Annotated in this window: 17 protein-coding genes; 4 read left to right on the top strand and 13 right to left on the bottom strand. The window is 54.6% G+C overall.

From position 1 onward, the window contains the following. Positions 1-29: 29 nt before the first annotated feature. The 13 genes from mgtE to ACMTNU_RS09160 all read right to left on the bottom strand — a co-directional run bounded on the left by mgtE (position 30) and on the right by ACMTNU_RS09160 (position 13082). Positions 30-1487 (bottom strand): magnesium transporter, encoded by a 1458-nt coding sequence (mgtE, locus tag ACMTNU_RS09220; protein ID WP_413934947.1) that lies wholly within the window; start codon positions 1485-1487, stop codon positions 30-32. Positions 1488-1695: 208 nt separating this feature from the next. Beyond that, positions 1696-2580, bottom strand: a complete 885-nt coding sequence (era, locus tag ACMTNU_RS09215) for a GTPase Era (protein ID WP_413934946.1) — start codon at positions 2578-2580, stop codon at positions 1696-1698. Continuing rightward, positions 2577-2942 carry an FtsB family cell division protein gene (locus ACMTNU_RS09210; protein WP_413934945.1) on the bottom strand — a complete coding sequence of 122 codons (366 nt, stop codon included), beginning with the start codon at positions 2940-2942 and terminating at the stop codon, positions 2577-2579. The genes era and ACMTNU_RS09210 overlap by 4 nt, the downstream gene beginning before the upstream one ends. A 31-nt stretch (positions 2943-2973) precedes the next feature. Beyond that, entirely contained in the window at positions 2974-4260 is a 1287-nt protein-coding gene (gene eno / locus ACMTNU_RS09205; protein ID WP_413934944.1) for a phosphopyruvate hydratase, read from the bottom strand. A 20-nt stretch (positions 4261-4280) separates the two neighbouring features. After that, positions 4281-5711 carry an Asp-tRNA(Asn)/Glu-tRNA(Gln) amidotransferase subunit GatB gene (gene gatB / locus ACMTNU_RS09200; RefSeq protein ID WP_413934943.1) on the bottom strand — a complete coding sequence of 477 codons (1431 nt, stop codon included), beginning with the start codon at positions 5709-5711 and terminating at the stop codon, positions 4281-4283. Continuing rightward, a complete protein-coding gene (locus ACMTNU_RS09195) occupies positions 5708-6031 on the bottom strand; it encodes a YtxH domain-containing protein (protein WP_413934942.1) in 324 nt (107 codons plus the stop codon). The genes gatB and ACMTNU_RS09195 overlap by 4 nt, the downstream gene beginning before the upstream one ends. After that, entirely contained in the window at positions 6021-6428 is a 408-nt protein-coding gene (locus ACMTNU_RS09190; protein WP_413934941.1) for a DUF948 domain-containing protein, read from the bottom strand. The genes ACMTNU_RS09195 and ACMTNU_RS09190 overlap by 11 nt, the downstream gene beginning before the upstream one ends. A 78-nt stretch (positions 6429-6506) precedes the next feature. Next, entirely contained in the window at positions 6507-7973 is a 1467-nt protein-coding gene (gene gatA, locus ACMTNU_RS09185) for an Asp-tRNA(Asn)/Glu-tRNA(Gln) amidotransferase subunit GatA (RefSeq protein WP_413934940.1), read from the bottom strand. A gap of 71 nt (positions 7974-8044) precedes the next feature. Beyond that, entirely contained in the window at positions 8045-8401 is a 357-nt protein-coding gene (gene panD / locus ACMTNU_RS09180; RefSeq protein ID WP_413934939.1) for an aspartate 1-decarboxylase, read from the bottom strand. Positions 8402-8471: 70 nt separating this feature from the next. Then, positions 8472-8765: an Asp-tRNA(Asn)/Glu-tRNA(Gln) amidotransferase subunit GatC gene (gene gatC, locus ACMTNU_RS09175; protein ID WP_413934938.1), complete on the bottom strand. Its 294-nt coding sequence runs from the start codon at positions 8763-8765 to the stop codon at positions 8472-8474. A 112-nt stretch (positions 8766-8877) separates the two neighbouring features. Continuing rightward, on the bottom strand, positions 8878-10707 hold the full coding sequence (gene glmS, locus ACMTNU_RS09170) for a glutamine--fructose-6-phosphate transaminase (isomerizing) (protein WP_413934937.1): 1830 nt from the start codon (positions 10705-10707) through the stop codon (positions 8878-8880). A 57-nt stretch (positions 10708-10764) separates the two neighbouring features. Beyond that, the gene (glmU, locus tag ACMTNU_RS09165; RefSeq protein ID WP_413934936.1) at positions 10765-12360 is read right to left on the bottom strand and encodes a bifunctional UDP-N-acetylglucosamine diphosphorylase/glucosamine-1-phosphate N-acetyltransferase GlmU; all 1596 of its coding nucleotides are present in this window, start codon (positions 12358-12360) and stop codon (positions 10765-10767) included. 56 nt (positions 12361-12416) lie between these two features. Continuing rightward, the gene (locus tag ACMTNU_RS09160; protein ID WP_413934935.1) at positions 12417-13082 is read right to left on the bottom strand and encodes a DUF502 domain-containing protein; all 666 of its coding nucleotides are present in this window, start codon (positions 13080-13082) and stop codon (positions 12417-12419) included. 201 nt (positions 13083-13283) lie between these two features. On the opposite strand from ACMTNU_RS09160, the gene tmk reads away from it, so the two are divergent. The 4 genes from tmk to ACMTNU_RS09140 are packed head-to-tail and all read left to right on the top strand — an operon-like array spanning position 13284 to position 17947. After that, entirely contained in the window at positions 13284-13958 is a 675-nt protein-coding gene (tmk, locus tag ACMTNU_RS09155) for a dTMP kinase (protein ID WP_413934934.1), read from the top strand. Between the two features lie 3 nt (positions 13959-13961). Next, on the top strand, positions 13962-14990 hold the full coding sequence (gene holB / locus ACMTNU_RS09150; RefSeq protein WP_413934933.1) for a DNA polymerase III subunit delta': 1029 nt from the start codon (positions 13962-13964) through the stop codon (positions 14988-14990). A 36-nt stretch (positions 14991-15026) separates the two neighbouring features. Further along, entirely contained in the window at positions 15027-17096 is a 2070-nt protein-coding gene (metG, locus tag ACMTNU_RS09145) for a methionine--tRNA ligase (RefSeq protein ID WP_413934985.1), read from the top strand. Continuing rightward, positions 17093-17947: a hypothetical protein gene (locus ACMTNU_RS09140; RefSeq protein ID WP_413934932.1), complete on the top strand. Its 855-nt coding sequence runs from the start codon at positions 17093-17095 to the stop codon at positions 17945-17947. Before metG ends, ACMTNU_RS09140 begins: the two co-directional genes overlap by 4 nt. The last annotated feature ends 149 nt before the right edge of the window (positions 17948-18096 follow it).

Raw genomic sequence — 18096 nt, 5'->3', positions numbered from 1 at the left:
ACCATATCCTGACGACCTGCTGAATTGTGTCATCGGAGATACTCCAAGAATAGCGTGGCCAACGTCAAATAGATCGAAATCCCCGTGATATCATTCGCCGTCGTCACAAAGGGGCCGGCCGCGACGGCAGGATCTACCCCCATGCGCTTCAGGATAATCGGCATAATCGTCGCCATACTGGTCGAGACAAAAAAGGCGATGATCAGAGAAACGCCCACGACCATCCCCAGAAACCCTTGATGCAAGACCCACGCAACCAGCGTTAACGTCACTCCGCACGCCAGCCCCATGACTAGCCCGACCTTCGCCTCACGAAAAAACACCGGCCAGACATGGCTAAGCTCAACGGAACCGGTGGCCAATCCACGAATAATCAATGTTGATGATTGCAAGCCGACATTACCACCCATCGCCGCAATGACGGGAATAAAACTCACAATAGCCACAACTTCTTGAACGGTATAACGGAAATACCAAAGGATTGCGCCGGACAGCAGGCTCCCCACAAGGTTAGTAAATAGCCACGGCAATCGGAGCCTGGCTGACGCGATGCTCGATGACTTTGAAGTCGTATCTTCTTCAATGGCGCCGGCCATCTTCAACATATCCTCTGTCGCTTCTTCACGGATGACATCGACCACGTCATCAACCGTGATAATCCCGACAAGCTTCCCGTCTCGCTCCACGACCGGAATCGCCAACAAGTTATAATTGGCCACCTGCCTCGCCACCTCTTCCTGATCCATATCAATGCTGACGCTCATAGCCTCCCGCGTCATGATGTTCTTCAGCGGAGTGGTGGGAGGCACCGTGAGAAGCTGCCGAAGCGAAAGAACACCGACTAGTCGATCATCCTTGTCCGTCACATAGATATAAAACACCATTTCCGCGTCAGTTGCCTGTTGCAACCGGCGTATGGCTTCCTGGGCCGTGGCATCCTCAGGCAGGGAAAAGAATTCCGTGGTCATGATGGCGCCAGCTGTATCTTTGGGGTATCGGAGAATGTCGGCCACCTCGGTCGAATCCTCTGTCTTCATCAGGGCCAACACTTCCTTACTGCGTTCCTCCGGGAGAAACCCGAGAATATGGGCAACGTCGTCAGGACCAAGTTCCTTCAAGAGCCAGGCAATATCGGAATGAAGCAGATCCGCGAGTACCTGTTGGATGCTCTCCCCGTCCAGCTCGCTGAGCACCTGCCCGCGCTTCCCCCCGCGAACCAACTCGAAAATTTCCCGTTTCTCCTTCGGAGAGGAGAGATGCGTCACGGCTTTGGCAATATCCGCCGGGTGCATACGCCCCAACATTTTTGACAAGTTCGCGATCGCCCCCCGACGCAGCAACTTCTGAACCGATTGAATGACAATGTCCGACTTGGTCTGCCCCCGCTCGGTCTGATCACGAAGGACTTCGCGCAAAATATCACGATCCGCTGGACGAGAACGTTGTTCCGGAAAGCGTGGTTCCGTTGGTCGGTCGGTTGGCTGCATGATCGTTGTGCGGGATCTTGAGACTTGCCCGGTGGCGCCGACCGGAGCAGGTCAACGGCTCACGGGACGGCACAGAGCAGATACTTCGTCTTCGTTACATACGGTCTTATCGGGAAAGCCTATTTGAACTGCTTCGGCCTGGAGATACCAGCCGCCTTCGGTTATGCATGTGTCCGGGGAACCGTTACCATCAAGCGTCCACCAACGGTCAGTAGCCCAACTGCACAAGAGCCTGTTCATCCTCGCGCCAGTCTTTTCTGACCTTCACCCACAGCTCAAGAAACACTTTCATCCCAAAAACCTTCTCCATGTCCAATCGGGCTTGGGTCCCGATTGATTTCAACCGTTCCCCTTGCTTCCCGATCAGAATACCTTTCTGTGTCTCTCGTTCAACCATAATTGACGCCCGAATCTTCGCGAGCCTTCCCTCCTCAACAAACTCATCGATCTCTACCGCCGTCGCATATGGGACTTCATCCTCTGTCGCCTGAATGACCTTCTCTCGAATCATTTCGGCCGCCAACGTCCTCATCGTCTGATCTGTCACCACATCTTCGCCATACAGCCCTTCCCCTGACGGAAGGTATGGAACCGTCACCGCAAGCAATCGCTCTACATTGTCGTTGACCTGAGCGGACACCGGGACCACTTCCGTCCATGCAAACAACTGGGCATACTGATCAAGAACGGGAAGCATCTTATGCTTGTTGACCAGATCGATTTTCGTCATGACTAAGATCACCGGCCTCGGCTGCTTTGCCAGAGCTTCTTTCATATATTTGATGGCTGACAAATCTCCGGGACCTGGACGGCTCGTCGCCTCCATAAGCATATACAACACATCTGCGTCTTCCAGCGTTTCCACCGCCGCACGGACCATCCGCCGATTCAATAAATGGTCCGGCTTATGAAGTCCCGGTGTGTCGAGAAAGGCGATTTGCGCCCCTTCCGCATGCACAATACCCATCACTCGAGTCCTGGTCGTTTGCGGCTTGCTCGAGACAATCGAAATTTTCTCGCCGAGCAAGCGATTCAATAGAGTTGACTTGCCTACGTTGGACCGTCCGATAATGGCGACCGTTCCGAACTTCATGGCTTCGCGGAAGGCTCCTGTTGTTTCTCCGAACCCGGGATGAATTGGTACACCGTCTCACCTTTCCGCACATAGCCTAACTGCTCACGGGCTAATTGTTCGATCTTGGTTGGATCATGCTGGAGGCGCTGAATATCGTGCTGCAAGGTGACATTTTCATGACGTAATACCGACAACTCTTGCTCCAAGTTCTTGGCATAATCCCGCATGGCGAAATACCGTGAGAGCCCCATCTCTCCATAGAAGAGTGCGACTCCCAACCAAACAACCCCGATCACTCCGCCCACCTGAGCAATGGTGAACAGACGTCGCTGCCATTCCAGCCACTCCCGACCACGATTTTGCTTAATCACCATATGCATCAATTAATCCAGACCATGGCGAAAAAACAGGTTAGCTCCGCACGGGCACGGCTTCTCGGCCACGGTAAACTGCCGCGGCTCCCAACGCTTCTTCGATTCGAAGAAGCTGATTGTATTTTGCTACACGATCCGTGCGAGAAAGGGACCCGGTCTTGATCAGCCCGCTGTTCGTCGCAACAGCCACGTCCGCAATCGTCGTGTCCTCTGTTTCCCCGGAGCGGTGCGAAATGATGGCCGTATAGCCAGATCGCTTCGCGAGTTCAATGGCATCCAACGTCTCCGTCAAGGTTCCAATCTGATTGAGCTTAATCAGAATCGAATTTCCGATCCCCTCCTTAATGCCCTTCGAAAAGATCTCGACATTCGTCACAAAGATATCGTCACCGACGAGTTGGACTCGCTTCCCGAGCTTCTCGGTGAGCATTTTCCAACCCTTCCAGTCCAGTTCACTCAGCCCGTCTTCAATGGAGAGAATAGGATAGCGATCCAGAAGCTTGCCATAGTAGCTCACCATGTCTTCCGATGAACGCTCCGGATTCTTTTCTGCTTCGAGAACGTACCGTCCCTTTTCGTAGAGTTCACTGGCGGCACAGTCTAAAGCCAGAGCGATATCCCGCCCGACCTGATAGCCGGCCGTTTCGATCGCCTCAGAGATAAGACTCAGCGCTTCCTCGTTCGATTGCAGATCGGGAGCAAATCCTCCCTCATCTCCGACTGCCGTATTGAGCCCCTTCTTCTTCAAGAGGGCTTTCAGCGAATGAAAGACCTCTGTGGCCATGCGAAGCGCGTCGCTGAATCGGCTGGCCCCCACCGGCATGATCATGAACTCTTGAAGGTCCAGCCGATTGTCGGCATGGGCGCCCCCGTTGATGATGTTCATAAGCGGGACTGGAAGCACCCGCGCATTCGTCCCACCTAAATACCGGTAGAGAGGTTGCCCGGTTTCAATCGCCGACGCTTTCGCCACGGCTAAGGACACGCCTAAAATCGCATTTGCGCCCAGCTTGCCTTTTGTCTTCGTCCCATCCAACGCAATCATAGCTCGATCAATCCCGGCTTGATCGAACGCATCCTTCCCCAACAGTTCTGGGGCAATGACCTTACTAATGTTCGCAACCGCTTTGGAGACACCTTTCCCCATCCACCGCTTTTTGTCTCCATCTCTCAGCTCGATCGCCTCTTTTTCGCCCGTCGAAGCGCCGGAAGGAACGGCCGCACGCCCGACCGCTCCGCTTTCGAGCGTAACTTCTGCCTCAATCGTCGGATTGCCACGTGAATCGATAATCTGCCTGCCCCTGATTTCTCTAATGTCGCTCATACCGCTTGCCCTCTCTCCAGTTAGACAATCAGTTTCTTCTTCAATAACTCGTTCACCTTGCCGGGATTCGCCTTTCCCCCACTGACCTTCATCACCTGACCAACAAGGAATCCTAAGACCTGTTGTTTGCCTTCTCTAAACTGCGTCACCTGAGTTGGATTTTTACTAAGAACTTCGTCAATCATTTTCTCCAGTGCCCCTTCGTCTGAGACTTGGGTCAGCCCCTTCTCCTGCACAATCTGGTGGGGAGTCTTGTCACTACGATAGAGATCGGGAAAGATGTCACGAGCGACTTTTAAGCTGATCACCCCTTTATCCACCATCACCAACAGATCAACAAGCCGCTCAGGCGAAACAGGCGACGCAGTGATGTCGGTCCCGGAATTATTCAATTCCCGTGTCAACTCCCCCATCACCCAATTGCTCACCGTTTTGGGCTCATTGAACTGCTTCAGGCAGGTCTCAAAATAGTCCGCCATGCCTTTCGATGTCGTGATCACACCCGCATCGTACTCTGGAAGGCCATACTCGGTGATCAATCGACGGGCACGCACAGCCGGCAATTCCGGCAAGGACGATCGAAATCCTTCGATCCAGTCCTCGTTTAACTGTAGTGGTACCAAATCCGGATCAGGGAAGTATCGATAGTCATGGGCCTCTTCTTTCGAACGCATCACAGCCGTTTCACCCCGATCAATGTTCCAAAGCCTGGTCTCCTGATAAATCTTGCCGCCCTCATTCAAGACCTTGGTCTGCCGTTTGATCTCATACTCGACCGCGTCCTTGACATACTTAAAGGAATTGATGTTCTTGAGCTCGACTTTCGTCCCAAAGGCTTTCTGGCCCACTGGGCGCAGCGACAAATTCGGCTCACATCGAAAGCTCCCCTCCTCCATGTTCCCATCGCACACGTCGAGATACATGAGCACATCACGTAGCCCCTTCAAGTAGGCCACGACCTCATCGGCCGAACTCATATCCGGTTCCGTCACGATTTCCAAGAGCGGCGTGCCTGCACGATTCAAATCCACGCGACTTCCGGCCGTCCCAGTTCCGTGTACGTTCTTCCCAGCGTCCTCTTCCAGATGCGCCCGACGGATCCGGACTCGCTTCGCGGTGGTACCCACAGCGATCTCAATCCATCCATGCTGGCAGATTGGGTCCTCGTATTGGGAAATCTGGTACCCCTTGGGTAGGTCCGGATAAAAATAGTTCTTTCTCGCGAATCGATTGTTCGCCGTGATCATACAGTTCAACGCCAATCCGGCACGAACCGCCATTTCGATCGCCGTTCGATTGATCACAGGTAAACTTCCTGGCAGACCAAGACAGACCGGGCAAGTCTGGCTGTTGGCGGAGAGACCAAAGGTCGTGCCGCACCCGCAAAACATTTTGGAGTTGGTCCGCAGTTGTGCATGGACCTCCACCCCAATCACTGCCTCAAAAATCATCCGCGTTCCGCCCCCTCATCTTGGATGTGTCCTCGTTCACGCTTCATCGCCTCACGCCCGGCATCGAAGGCCTCCCGCAGAACCGACCGTTTCGACTCGACGAACTCCCTGCCTTGATCAACGGCTTCTTCAAATGCCTCACCGGCTCGCCCTGCGAGATCTCGCAAATCGGTTTCGGCACGACGAGCATACCCTCGCAGCCGGTCACGGGACTCACTGCCCGTTTGCGGCGCCAGTAACAACCCCATCACCGCACCCATAGCCGCACCGCTGAGAAACGCTAGCAACACCGCTGTCGAAGCTCCTCGTTCATCCGCCATTGTGTGCCCCTCCCTCATGCTTCATGCGTTCCCGCACCACGTGGGTCGCGGCCTTCACACCAGCAACCATACTCGCCACATTACTCAAGAGCGTTCCGCCTGACCCACACACGACATTGTGTACTTGCCGCACCGATTCACCGACCTCGCCCACAGCGTGCAATAAGACAGCCGCATGCTCGACACCCTCGCGTGCCTGGCTCGTCACTTCATTGAGGTTCTGGCTCACCGCACGTAATTCAACCACCAAGGCCGGCAGCTCCGTATTCATCTTGGCCAGCAGCCGTTCAGACTCAGCAACAGTCTTTCGAACTTGCATCAAGACAGGCACGAGATATCCAACCAGCACGGCAAACACGACCGCTACAATGAGTGCCGCGATCTCGACAATCGTCATGACTTCCTGCCTTCCTGACCGGTGATCTCGTCCATGCTCGGCTCTTTCCTCTCTCTTACGCCCTGGCCTGCCTCGACCTTACCGTATGGACGGTCTCTGTCCGTGCCATGCTGTGGATTGCTCATAGGCATGTGCAGCGCGAAGCATTAGGTCTTCTTCAAAGGCCCGCCCGATCAGTTGGAGCCCGATCGGAAGCCCTGCCTTGCTGAACCCACAGGGCAGCGCGATCGCCGGAAGCCCTGCCAGATTCACCGAGATCGTGAAAATATCCGACAGATACATCTGCAAGGGATCTTCACATTTCTCCCCTAGCTTGAAGGCCGGTGTGGGCGTCGCCGGGGTGACAATGAGGTCCACCTCTTTGAATGCGGCGTCGAAGTCCTGACAGACCAACGTGCGCACGGCCTGCGCCTTCCCATAGTAGGCATCATAGTACCCTGCGCTGAGAACATAGGTGCCGAGCATAATTCGACGTTTGACTTCCGGCCCGAACCCTTCCTGTCGCGTTTTCATATACAGTTCAAGCAGGTCTTTCGTTTCCTTGGCGCGGAACCCAAATTTCACGCCGTCGAAGCGGGCAAGATTTGAGCTGGCCTCTGCTGTCGCGATTACGTAATAGACCGCCACTGCAGCATCGGTCCGTGGTAGACGGACCTCCTTGACCTCCGCACCAAGCTGCCTCAGCTCCCCGAGCGCAGCTCGAACCGCCTGTTCCACCTCCGGATCAAGTCCCTCGGTGAAAAACTCCACCGGTACGCCAACCCTCACCTTTTTGAGATCACGCTTCTGTAACGCTTTCAAGTAGTCCGGCACAGGACGATCAACCGATGTGGAATCCATCGGATCGTGGCCGGCAATGGCTTGCAGAAGAAACGCTGCATCGAGCACATTACGTGTGATTGGTCCGATCTGATCAAGCGATGAGGCAAATGCTATGAGCCCGTACCGCGACACGCGTCCATAGGTAGGCTTCACTCCCACCACACCACAGAAAGCAGCCGGCTGCCTGATCGATCCCCCGGTGTCGGACCCAAGTGCCGCTGCACATTCCTCCGCGGCCACCGCCGCTGCCGATCCTCCACTCGATCCACCCGGCACACAGTGAAGATTCCAAGGATTTCTGCTGGGGCCAAATGCGGAGTTCTCTGTCGATGACCCCATCGCGAATTCATCCAGATTGGTCTTGCCCACCAAGATATACTCCTGCGAGCGCAGCCTTGAGACGACCGTGGCATCGTATGGCGGGACAAAATATCGCAACATCTGAGAACTGCAGGTCGTAGGCACACCATCCGTACAGATATTATCTTTGACCGCAAGCGGCATTCCGGTCAGCGCATGAGTCTTTCTCCACACTTTGAGTTTCTGATCCAAATCCTCCGCCTGCTGATAGGCCGAGTCTTTTGTCTGAGTGACAAAGGCCTTCACCTTCGGTTCCACCTGACTGATCCGGAGAAAATAGGCATGCACGATCTCTGTCGCAGTCACTTCCCCTGCCGTAAATTTCTTATGAAGTTCGAGGAGACCTAGCTTGTGGAGAGACATGACATTCCTATTATCGATACACGCGTGAACAACAAACCGATACCCGCCTCCGTCAGCGTCCGGTGGGCCGGCTAGCTCACTGCCACAATTCGATTCTTCTCATTCACGCGCACGATCTTGGGCGCGTGCTTCTTGATTTCTTCTTCACCATAATACTCATAACAAAAGATGATGATCTGGTCCCCGACTGCTGCTTTCCTGGCTGTAGGACCGTTCAAAATAATCTCTCCCTTTCCTCGAGCCCCATTGATGGCATAGGTCATGAATCGCTCGCCGTTATTCAGATTCGAGCAGACAATGGCTTCATAGGGGAGAATGCCGGCAGCCTCCATCAAGTCTTGATCAATCGTCAGACTTCCTTCGTACTCAAGGTGAGCTCCTGTCACAGTTGCGCGATGAATCTTTGAACGTAACATTTGTCGAAACATGTATTGCCTCGCCTTCCGTCGATTGTCATATCTCATCCAGAACAGATACGGATGAGACGGTCATTGACGGTTAACGCTCCTCTATGATTTTGGGGACTACAAACCCATCCGATTCACGTTCCGGTGCGTTGGCCAACGCTTTCTCCACCGGAAGAGAGGGGCGCACACTATCCGCCCGAAAGACATTGACTTGCCCCATCACCGTGGCGGTCGGCTCAATGCCTGTTGTGTCGTACTGATTGAGCTGATCAACGTGCGAAAGAATCTGGCTCAACTGCTTCGCAAAGGTCTCCTTTTCCGAAGCCGTCAGCGCCAATCGCGCCAATTGCGCTACTTTCTCGACATCCTGCTGTGTGATCTCCACTCTACTTTCCCTTTCCCTATGAGGCGTGAAGGTAGGGTCCCTTATTGCGCGCATTCAACGAGGGGCTTCTGAGGCCGCGCGTGGAGCGAGCAGAGGAACCTGCCTTCACACCTCATTCCACCGTCACACTTTTCGCGAGGTTCCTTGGCTGATCCACATCCGCCCCCCGCAATACCGCGATATGATAGGCCAGCAGTTGAAGCGGAATCGTGAAGAGCATCGGCGAGATGAGCGAATGAGTATCCGGTACTGTAAATACTGCATCCGCGATCTTACCGAGTTCTCGCTCTCCTTCAGCCACGAAGGCAATCACGGGGGCATGTCGCGCCTTGACCTCCATGAGATTACTGACCGTCTTGTCGTATAGTCGATCTCGAGGCGCCAACACCACAACCGGCATATCCTTATCGATCAACGCAATCGGCCCATGTTTCATCTCGCCGGCCGCATACCCTTCGGCATGGATATAGGAAATTTCTTTGAGCTTCAGTGCGCCCTCCAGCGCGATCGGATAGTTGATGCCGCGCCCCAAGAACAGAAAATTCCGTTTCTTGTAGTAGCGCTTGGCGATCGCAACGATTTCGGCTTCCCGCTGTAGAACACTCTCAACCAGGACCGGCAACCGCACGAGCCGATCAAGCCAGGCTTGACCATCTGCTACCTTCATCACATTACGAACTCGCGCGAAATGCAAGGCCAGGAGATAGAGCGCGGTCAGCTGCGCCGTGAACGCTTTCGTCGATGCCACACCGATCTCCGGCCCGCAATGGGTATACAAGACTCCATCTGACTCACGAGCCAACGTGCTCCCGACCACGTTCACAATGGAGACGACTCGCGCGCCCTTGGCCTTGGCCTCTCGTGCAGCGGCAAGCGTATCAGCCGTCTCACCGGATTGGGAGATCGTAATAAACAAATCCTTCTTACCGACAAGCGGGTCACGATAGCGAAACTCGCTGCCAATATCCACCTGAACCGGCGTCCGGACCATCTCCTCAAAAAGATATTTCCCGACCTGGCCGGCATGCCAGGACGTTCCACAAGCCACGATCCAGATCCGTTCCAAAGACGCGAATTCTTTCGGTGTCAGCCCGATGTCCGGGAGATCCGCTTCTCCCGTCTCATAGGAATACCGCCCTCGCATGGTATCCAGAATAGTCTGCGGCTGTTCATGAATCTCTTTCAGCATGAAGTGCGGGTAGCCACTCTTCTCCGCCGCGGATGCATCCCATGTGATCTTCGACGCCTTTCGTGAGACAGCCCGACCATCGGAATCGGTCAGTTGCACATCGTCCTGGGTAACGACGGCCACGTCCCCCTCTTCGAGATAGGTCACTTCCCGCGTATGCGCCATCATGGCCATGACATCGGAGGCGATATAGGATGCATGCGCTGTCCGACCGACGACCAGCGGACAGCCCGACCGCGCAGCAATCAAGGTTCCCGGCTCCCGCTCCGACATCACCGCCAGCGCGTAACTACCTTTCACATCTTTCGTCGCCAACCGCACAGCATCGGCTAGCTTATTTCTCTGTTGAAGATACTTATCAATCAAATGAGCGACGACCTCCGTGTCGGTCTCAGAAACAAACTTATAGCCTTCTTTCTCGAGCTGTTGTTTCAACTGCTGATAATTTTCGATGATCCCATTGTGCACCAACACGCAACCCTTCGATCGATGTGGGTGAGCATTCTGCTCTGAGGGCTTGCCATGCGTCGCCCACCGAGTATGGCCGATTCCGACCGTGCCATTAAGCCCATTCGCCTTGAGCGCATTCTGGAGATTCACCAGCTTACCCACACTCCGCTTGACGGCGATCTTCTCTCCCTGTAAGACAGCCACCCCTGATGAATCGTAGCCGCGATACTCTAACTTGGACAATCCTCCAATAAGAATCGGCACAGCTTCCTGGTTGCCGACATATCCAATAATTCCACACATGGCAATACCCCGCCTTATTGGTTGGCAGACAATACACGCGATGTTATCGTTCCGCGATCAGCCCCTTGATGACCGCCCAAGCTTTTTCTTCGACTTCGCCGAAGCCTTCTGTCTTTTTACGGTTGGGCCCTTCACCGCGGTCTTACCTGAAGCGACGCTGGGTGCAGCCCTTTCCACCAAAGCCCGTCGTTTAGCCACCCATCCAATCCGATTGACCTGAGGAACTCTGGAAATCGCTAACGAATCGCCAGGTACGTTCTGCGTCACGGTTGTCCCTGCAGCAATCACGGCTCTATCCCCGATCACGACCGGCGCAACAAGCTGGGTATCACTCCCTAGAAACACATTCTTCCCGATCACCGTGTGATGCTTCTTCAGGCCGTCATAGTTACAGGTAATCGTACCGGCGCCGATATTCACTCCCTCAGCAATCGTGGCATCCCCCAAATAACTGAGATGATTGGCCTTGGACCCCTCGCCCAACTCAGTCTTCTTCATTTCGACAAAATTTCCGACCTTCGCTCGCCGCCTCACCACGACACCGGGACGAAGATGGACGAACGGCCCCACATGCGCGTCGTCCTCGATACATGATTGGCCGAGCACACAGGAATCCAACACCTCAACATGATTACCAATCACGCAATCGGTGATCCGAACCCCAGAACGGATCGAGGTCTCCTCACCGATCACCGTGTTCCCCTCAAGGACGACATGAGGATACAGGACCGTATCTTTGCCGATCGTCACGCCTGCATCGATCCACACTGAGCCTGGGTCTCGCATCGTCACGCCCGCATCAAGCCAGCGTTCCCGAATCTGTTGCCGGACGACCAGTTCTGCTGCTGCCAGCTGCTGCCTGGTGTTGACTCCTAACCCTTCATCGGGATTCTGAAGCGTCACGGCAGCCACGCGCCGGCCTTGCGCAACCGCCATCCGCACGATATCGGTCAGGTAGTATTCACCCTGCGCATTGTCGGGCTCCAGCTTATCCAGCGCCTCAAAAAGAAACGCTCCGGACACCACGTAGGTGCCCACATTGATTTCCTTACTCGCCCGCTCGGCCGACGTGGCATCTCGATCTTCGACAATCTTCAGCACGTCCGATGACGAATGCGCATGCCCCTCATGGCTCGCGTCACGACGAATCACCCGCCCATAGCCGCCGGGATCATCCAGAATCGCCGTCAGAATGGTGACGGTCGCCCCCTCTCGTTGATGAGCAATCAAAAGTTCACGCACGGTGGATTCCTTCAGCAAGGGCGTATCGCCGTTCAGAATAAGATACTGTGCCGGACATACCTCATCATCATGAGAAAACACGGAACGGCTTTGCATGACCGCATGACCGGTCCCTAGCTGTTGAGCCTGTTCGACGATACACACCGCCTGCGCTCCCGGCGTGCCGGTAATCCCCGCTTCAATGACATGCCGAACCTTCTCCGCTTGATGCCCAACAACGACCGCAATACGGTGACCTGCCACGCGAAGCGCCACGTCGACCGCGTACTGCACCATCGGCTTCCCCGCGACCTGATGCAACACTTTGACATGGTTGGACTTCATTCGCTTGCCCAACCCGGCCGCCATCACGATCACTCCGAGGCCGGGAATAGGCGCGCCTGTTGCTCGTTGATCAACCATTGACGTCATACGCGGAATTCTCCTGATGATGAGCGTTTCTCAAACGAACCATGGGAGAGCCCGATTTATCCGATCGGCACACTAGCATCCGGCTGTTTAATCTGACTCCACTTCGCCTCGGCTAATGCTGAGGCCATAGCGCCGGTCGGCGTATACAGCCCCCCTGATACAATCAGCTTCATCGCCTCTTCGATACTGATCTCAACCGACGTGACCTCCCGCTCAGGGACGAGCAGAAAATAGCCCGACGTGGGATTGGGGGAAGTCGGCACATACACATGGATCAGCGTATCTTCTCCCAAAGTCGTCGTCTCACCTTTCGTCATGCCCGTCACGAAGGCAAAACAATAATGACCATTCTTGGGAAACTGGATCAAGACCACACGCCGATACGACCCTCGCTCCGAAAAGGAGAGGATATCCATCATGGATTTCAAGGTCGAATAAATTCCTCGGACCAGAGGCAACCGATTAAGCCAATCCTCCCAGTGACTGACGATCTGGCGTCCGATGAAGTTGGCGGCAAACAACCCAACCAAGAAAATCAGCAAGACCAACGTCACGATGCCAAGCCCGGGAATATAGTGATCAGGCACCAGCTCAGCCATCGCATCGCCCAAGATACCGTCCAGTGCCACGAACAGAGTTTTCAGAACGAGAATCGTGCCCCAAATAGGGGTGACCAACAGCAGTCCTGTCAGAAAATATCGCCGCAGAGCAGTCTTCAGCATGAGAAAATCAGCCCATCCTCAATGGGAGAACGATCCGTGATTCATCTTACAGAGTACCGAACAAACGTCGCAAGCGTTTTCTTGTTAATTTCAATGGGTTATGCTCACAAACGAGAAGGATCCCTGAATAGGTCCACCTTGCTATTCCCCGCAACCTGACATAGGATCCGCTCTTAAAAACGCGTGCGAAGAAAAGAGTCGATGAGTCCTGCCACACAAAAATCATCCGGTCTCTTCATCACGCTGGAAGGCGGCGAAGGAAGCGGAAAAACCACGCAGGCCCGCAGACTTTGTGACTGGCTGACAGCACAGGGCCGGCACGTCCTCCACACTCGAGAGCCAGGAGGGACACTTCTCGCCGAACAACTACGCAGCCTCCTCCTCGACCATTCCTCGGAAACCATTGCTCCAGAAACCGAGGTGTGGCTTATCCTTGCGGCCAGGCGCCAACATGTCGATCATGTGATCAAGCCGGCCCTCCAACAGGGAATGATCGTCGTATGCGACCGTTTCTCAGACTCGACAATGGCCTATCAAGGCTATGGACGGGGATTGGACCTCCGGATCTTGCGCACGATGAACAAGTGGGCAACCGGAAAACTTGTTCCACATTTGACGCTGCTCTTTGACGTGCCGGTTCGTATCGGACTGACGCGACGGCGAAGCCAACGCTCCTCCCAGAACCGTCTTGATCGAGAAGCAACCCAGTTTCACGAGAAGGTACGAGCTGGATTTCGGACCCTCGCCCGGCAAGAACCCCGGCGCATGGTTGTCTTTGACGCCTCTCTTCCTCTAGAGTCCGTCCAACAGAACGTGCTGGAAGTCATTACCCGTTGGCTCACAGCACACCGCATACAACAGCTGCGACAGCGATAGCCTATGCCGTTTACTGAGATTACAGGCCACGAGCAGTCCATTTCTCTCCTCCAGGCTAGTCTGGCCAATAAGAGACTCGCTCACGCCTATCTCTTCCACGGCGATGCCCACATTGGCAAGCGCATGACCGCCGTGAGGCTGGCGCAGGTCTTGAATTGTGACCGCCCAGTGCTCACTGAGTCCCCGGATAGTTGCGGCCAATGCCGCTCTTGCTTGCAGGTCGCGGCTCAGACGCATCCCGATTATTTTGTCATCGAGCCCGATGCGGAAGCGGCGACACCCCAAATCAAGATTGAGCAGATCCGAGAACTCGAACAGCAGTTTGTTTATCGGCCTCTTATCGGCGAGCAAAAGATCTGCCTGATTGATGATGCGGATCGAATGACCATCGGCGCAGCCAATGCCCTACTCAAGACATTGGAGGAGCCTCCGGGTCATAGTCTGTTTATCTTAGTCACCAGTCGGCTCCACGCACTCCCCATCACGATTCGGTCACGTTGCCAAGCCCTTCGCTTTACCTCCCCGGCTCGAACACAAGTGGAAGCCGCACTGATTCTCAAGCGAGAGCTTCCACCCGATGACGCTCGATTTCTGGCGCTGCTGACCGACAGCCGCATCGGAGAGGCACTCACCATGAACGTGGCAGAGGTTCGCGCACGTCAACAGGAGTGCCTGACATTGGTGAAACCCGAATCATTGACCTCCAGCACCACCATCCTATCGGCGTCTGAAACCTTGGCCAAATCAGACCGGGGAGCGGAGACCTTGAGCTGGCTGACGCGATGGATCCGTGACCTTGTGATTGTCCTCGTGGATGGAGATCGCGACCAGATCCTTCATCTCGATCAAGTGCCCCACTTGAAACGATTCGCCGGCCGAGCAGACATTGACCTTCTCCTGACCCTCTTGAACGACATTGAAAAACACGCGCAGCAAGCCACCCGACACTTGAACGTACAAATGGCGATCGAGACAACGTTTCTCCGCCTCCGTGAGGCACTCGGGATTGTCCCGGTCGGAGCCACGACCTAGCCAAACGCGCCGCCAACCTGATATCTTGCCTTGCGTATGTCGACAAGCGGCACATTCTACATCACCACCCCGATTTACTACGTCAATGATGTCCCGCATATCGGACACGCCTATACCACCGTTGCAGCTGACGTCCTGGCGCGCTACTGGCGACTGCGTGGACGCGAGGTCTTCTTTCTCACCGGTCTCGATGAACATGGCCAAAAAGTGCAACAGGCCGCTGCCAAAGCCGGCATTGACCCGCAAATGCACTGCGACAAATTGGCACCACAATTCGAGAACCTCTGGAGGAAGCTAAACATCTCCAACGATGCGTTTATCAGAACGACCGACGCTCAGCATAAGAACGTCGTCCAGCGATACCTTCAAGAGCTGTTCGATAAGCAACTGATTTATAAAGCCGACTACTCTGGCTGGTATTGCACGTTCGATGAGCGGTTCTGGACAGAAAAAGACGTGGCCGACAGCGTTTGTCCGGACTGCAAGCGCCCTGTCGAGAAGCTCAGCGAGCATAATTATTTTTTCAAAATGGGGCAATACCAGGACCAACTCATCGACCATATCAAGAAACACGATCGGTTCATTCGCCCGGAGTCACGGCGGAATGAAGTCCTGGGATTCTTGCAAACCCAGAAACTAAGCGACCTGTCGATCTCCAGACCAAAATCCAGACTTTCCTGGGGCATCGAACTCCCCTTCGATACGGACTATGTCACCTACGTCTGGTTCGACGCGCTGGTCAATTACGTTTCTGCATTGGAATATCTGCCTCGTGAGAAATCAGTTGGCCATGACTTTTGGCCGGCGAATGTCCATCTCGTTGGGAAAGACATTCTCACCACCCATGCCGTCTATTGGTCCACCATGCTGATGGCGCTGAATCTGCCATTGCCCGAAACCATCTTCGCCCATGGCTGGTGGACCGTCGACGGTGAAAAGATGTCCAAGAGTCGTGGCAATGTCGTCGATCCCAACAAGATGGCCGATGAGTTCGGTGTCGATGCGTTTCGCTATTTTTTATTAAGAGAAGTACCCTTCGGACAGGATGGAGATTTCTCGCAGGCCGCAATGGTCACCAGCATCAACGGCGACTTGGCCAACGGCATCGGCAATCTACTCAGCCGCACCCTTACAATGATCGAGCGTTTCACCGACAGAACAATTCCGGCAAGCGGACCGCCTGCGCTACCAGAGCTTGAAGAGAAGATTGCTCGAGCCGCCACACAATTGCCGGCGACATTGGAACATGGCTTCAACGCGCTGGCCTTCCGCGACAATTTGCAAGCGATCGGTGAACTCGTCAGCCTCTGCGACGAATACATCGACAAGGCCGCACCCTGGAAGCTGGCCAAGAATCCGGGAGACGCACCGAAGTTGAAGACGGTCCTCAATCACTCCGCCCAAGCCCTGCGCCTGCTGGCCGTCTCGCTCCATCCTTTTATGCCGCAAACGATGGAACAGCTGGCCCGGCAACTCGGCTACCGCGTCGACTTTTCCAAAACCCTTCCGGCCTCCGCCTATGAGTGGGACAGCCCCGTGGCCGATCTCCCGATTGCCAAGGGCACCCCGCTATTCCCGCGCATTGAAATCGCCGCATCAGATACCGTTGGCATAGACTTAAAAGAAAACGCCAAGATAGAGAAGAAAGAGTCATCGAAACAAGGAGCTAAACCAGTGAGCGACACACTAGCAACCCCGGAACCAACTCCTGCCGCAGCCACCCAGACCTCGACACCGACAGCCCAGGCAACTCCAGCAGCAGCGCCCGCACCGGTCTCACCGCTTCAGATAAGTATCGACGACTTCATGAAAGTTCAGCTTAAAGCGGCGAAGATCCTGTCCGCTGAGCGGGTGCCGAAATCAGAGAAGCTGATCAAGTTGCAAGTGTCTCTAGGCACCGAACAGCGTCAGATTGTGGCCGGCATCGGCAAGAAGTATGATCCGGACGCACTCGTTGGGAAAACGATCGTCATCGTGGCCAACTTGAAACCGGCTAAACTAATGGGTATTGAATCTCAAGGGATGGTACTGGCCGCGGGAGATACGGACGTGCGTGGGCTGCTCACCATCCAAGAAGAAGTGGATCCTGGCACGAAGGTGAAATGACAAGATTCCCCTTCGTCCCAGTGAGGCTCATCACCTTTCTCATCCTGTCTTTTTGCCTCTCCATTTCAGCCCATAGCCAAACCCCTCCCAACATTCCGCTCAATGGCCCTTACCCGACGACTGTGCTCGTCCGGGTGGTTGCACATGGAGCCATGGTGTTAGGTCGCGAAGTTGGTGGGGCTCGAGTCACGATCACCGATATAGCCACCGGCCAGATTCTGGCAACCGGCTTCCAACAGGGCGAAGCAGGCGATCAAAATCAAATCATGCGCACGCCCCACATGATGGAAGAACCGATCTATAGCACGCGTCCTTCCGCCGCATTCACTGCGACGTTACAACTTCAGAAACCAACGCCGGTGGAAATCTCAGCTGAAGGACCTTTGTCCTTCCCTGCTTCAATTCAGAAGACGAGTAAGACCCTTCTCCTGATTCCAGGACAGGATCTAACAGAGGACGGCATCGTATTGCACCTCTATGGATACTTAGTCCAGATCGAGCGGCCCAAGCCTCGTGAAGCCTTGATTGCGAAGGACGATGTGAAACTTCGCGCCTCAGTCAGAACGCTATCCGGTTCGCTGGTTCGTCCACATGGTGACTGGGACTCACGGAAGGTCCGCATTTATGGTGAAGTCTTGATCGGTGCTCTGGTCATCGAGCGACTACAGATGTTTTATGATGAAGGGAGTCGCACCTTCGAAGCACCGTTCTTTGTCCCGTCATTGAAGGAAGTCCCCGAGGGAATCATCTTGCGAGTCATTGCAACCGATCTTGCAACCGGCAACACCGGGATGGATCAAGTCAACTATCCGGTACTGAGCGAACGTCTTTCCTCCCAACCGATTCAGTAGCCAGACATTCCACACAATCCTCCGGCAAGCCTATCTATATTATTCATAAGGGCTCGTGTCTCATCAACCAGCTCAGAGTCCTGATCACCGTTGTAGGACCAATCTGCAGGATCGCATATTTCGTGAGGCATCGCACCTAAATCGTATAT

Origin of the sequence: Nitrospira sp. BLG_1, from assembly GCF_047338595.1 — a bacterium.
In the GTDB taxonomy this organism is placed as follows: Bacteria; Nitrospirota; Nitrospiria; order Nitrospirales; family Nitrospiraceae; genus Nitrospira_D.
The sequence above is the reverse complement of the archived record's forward strand: the minus strand, read 5'-3'. Positions and strand labels throughout refer to the sequence as shown.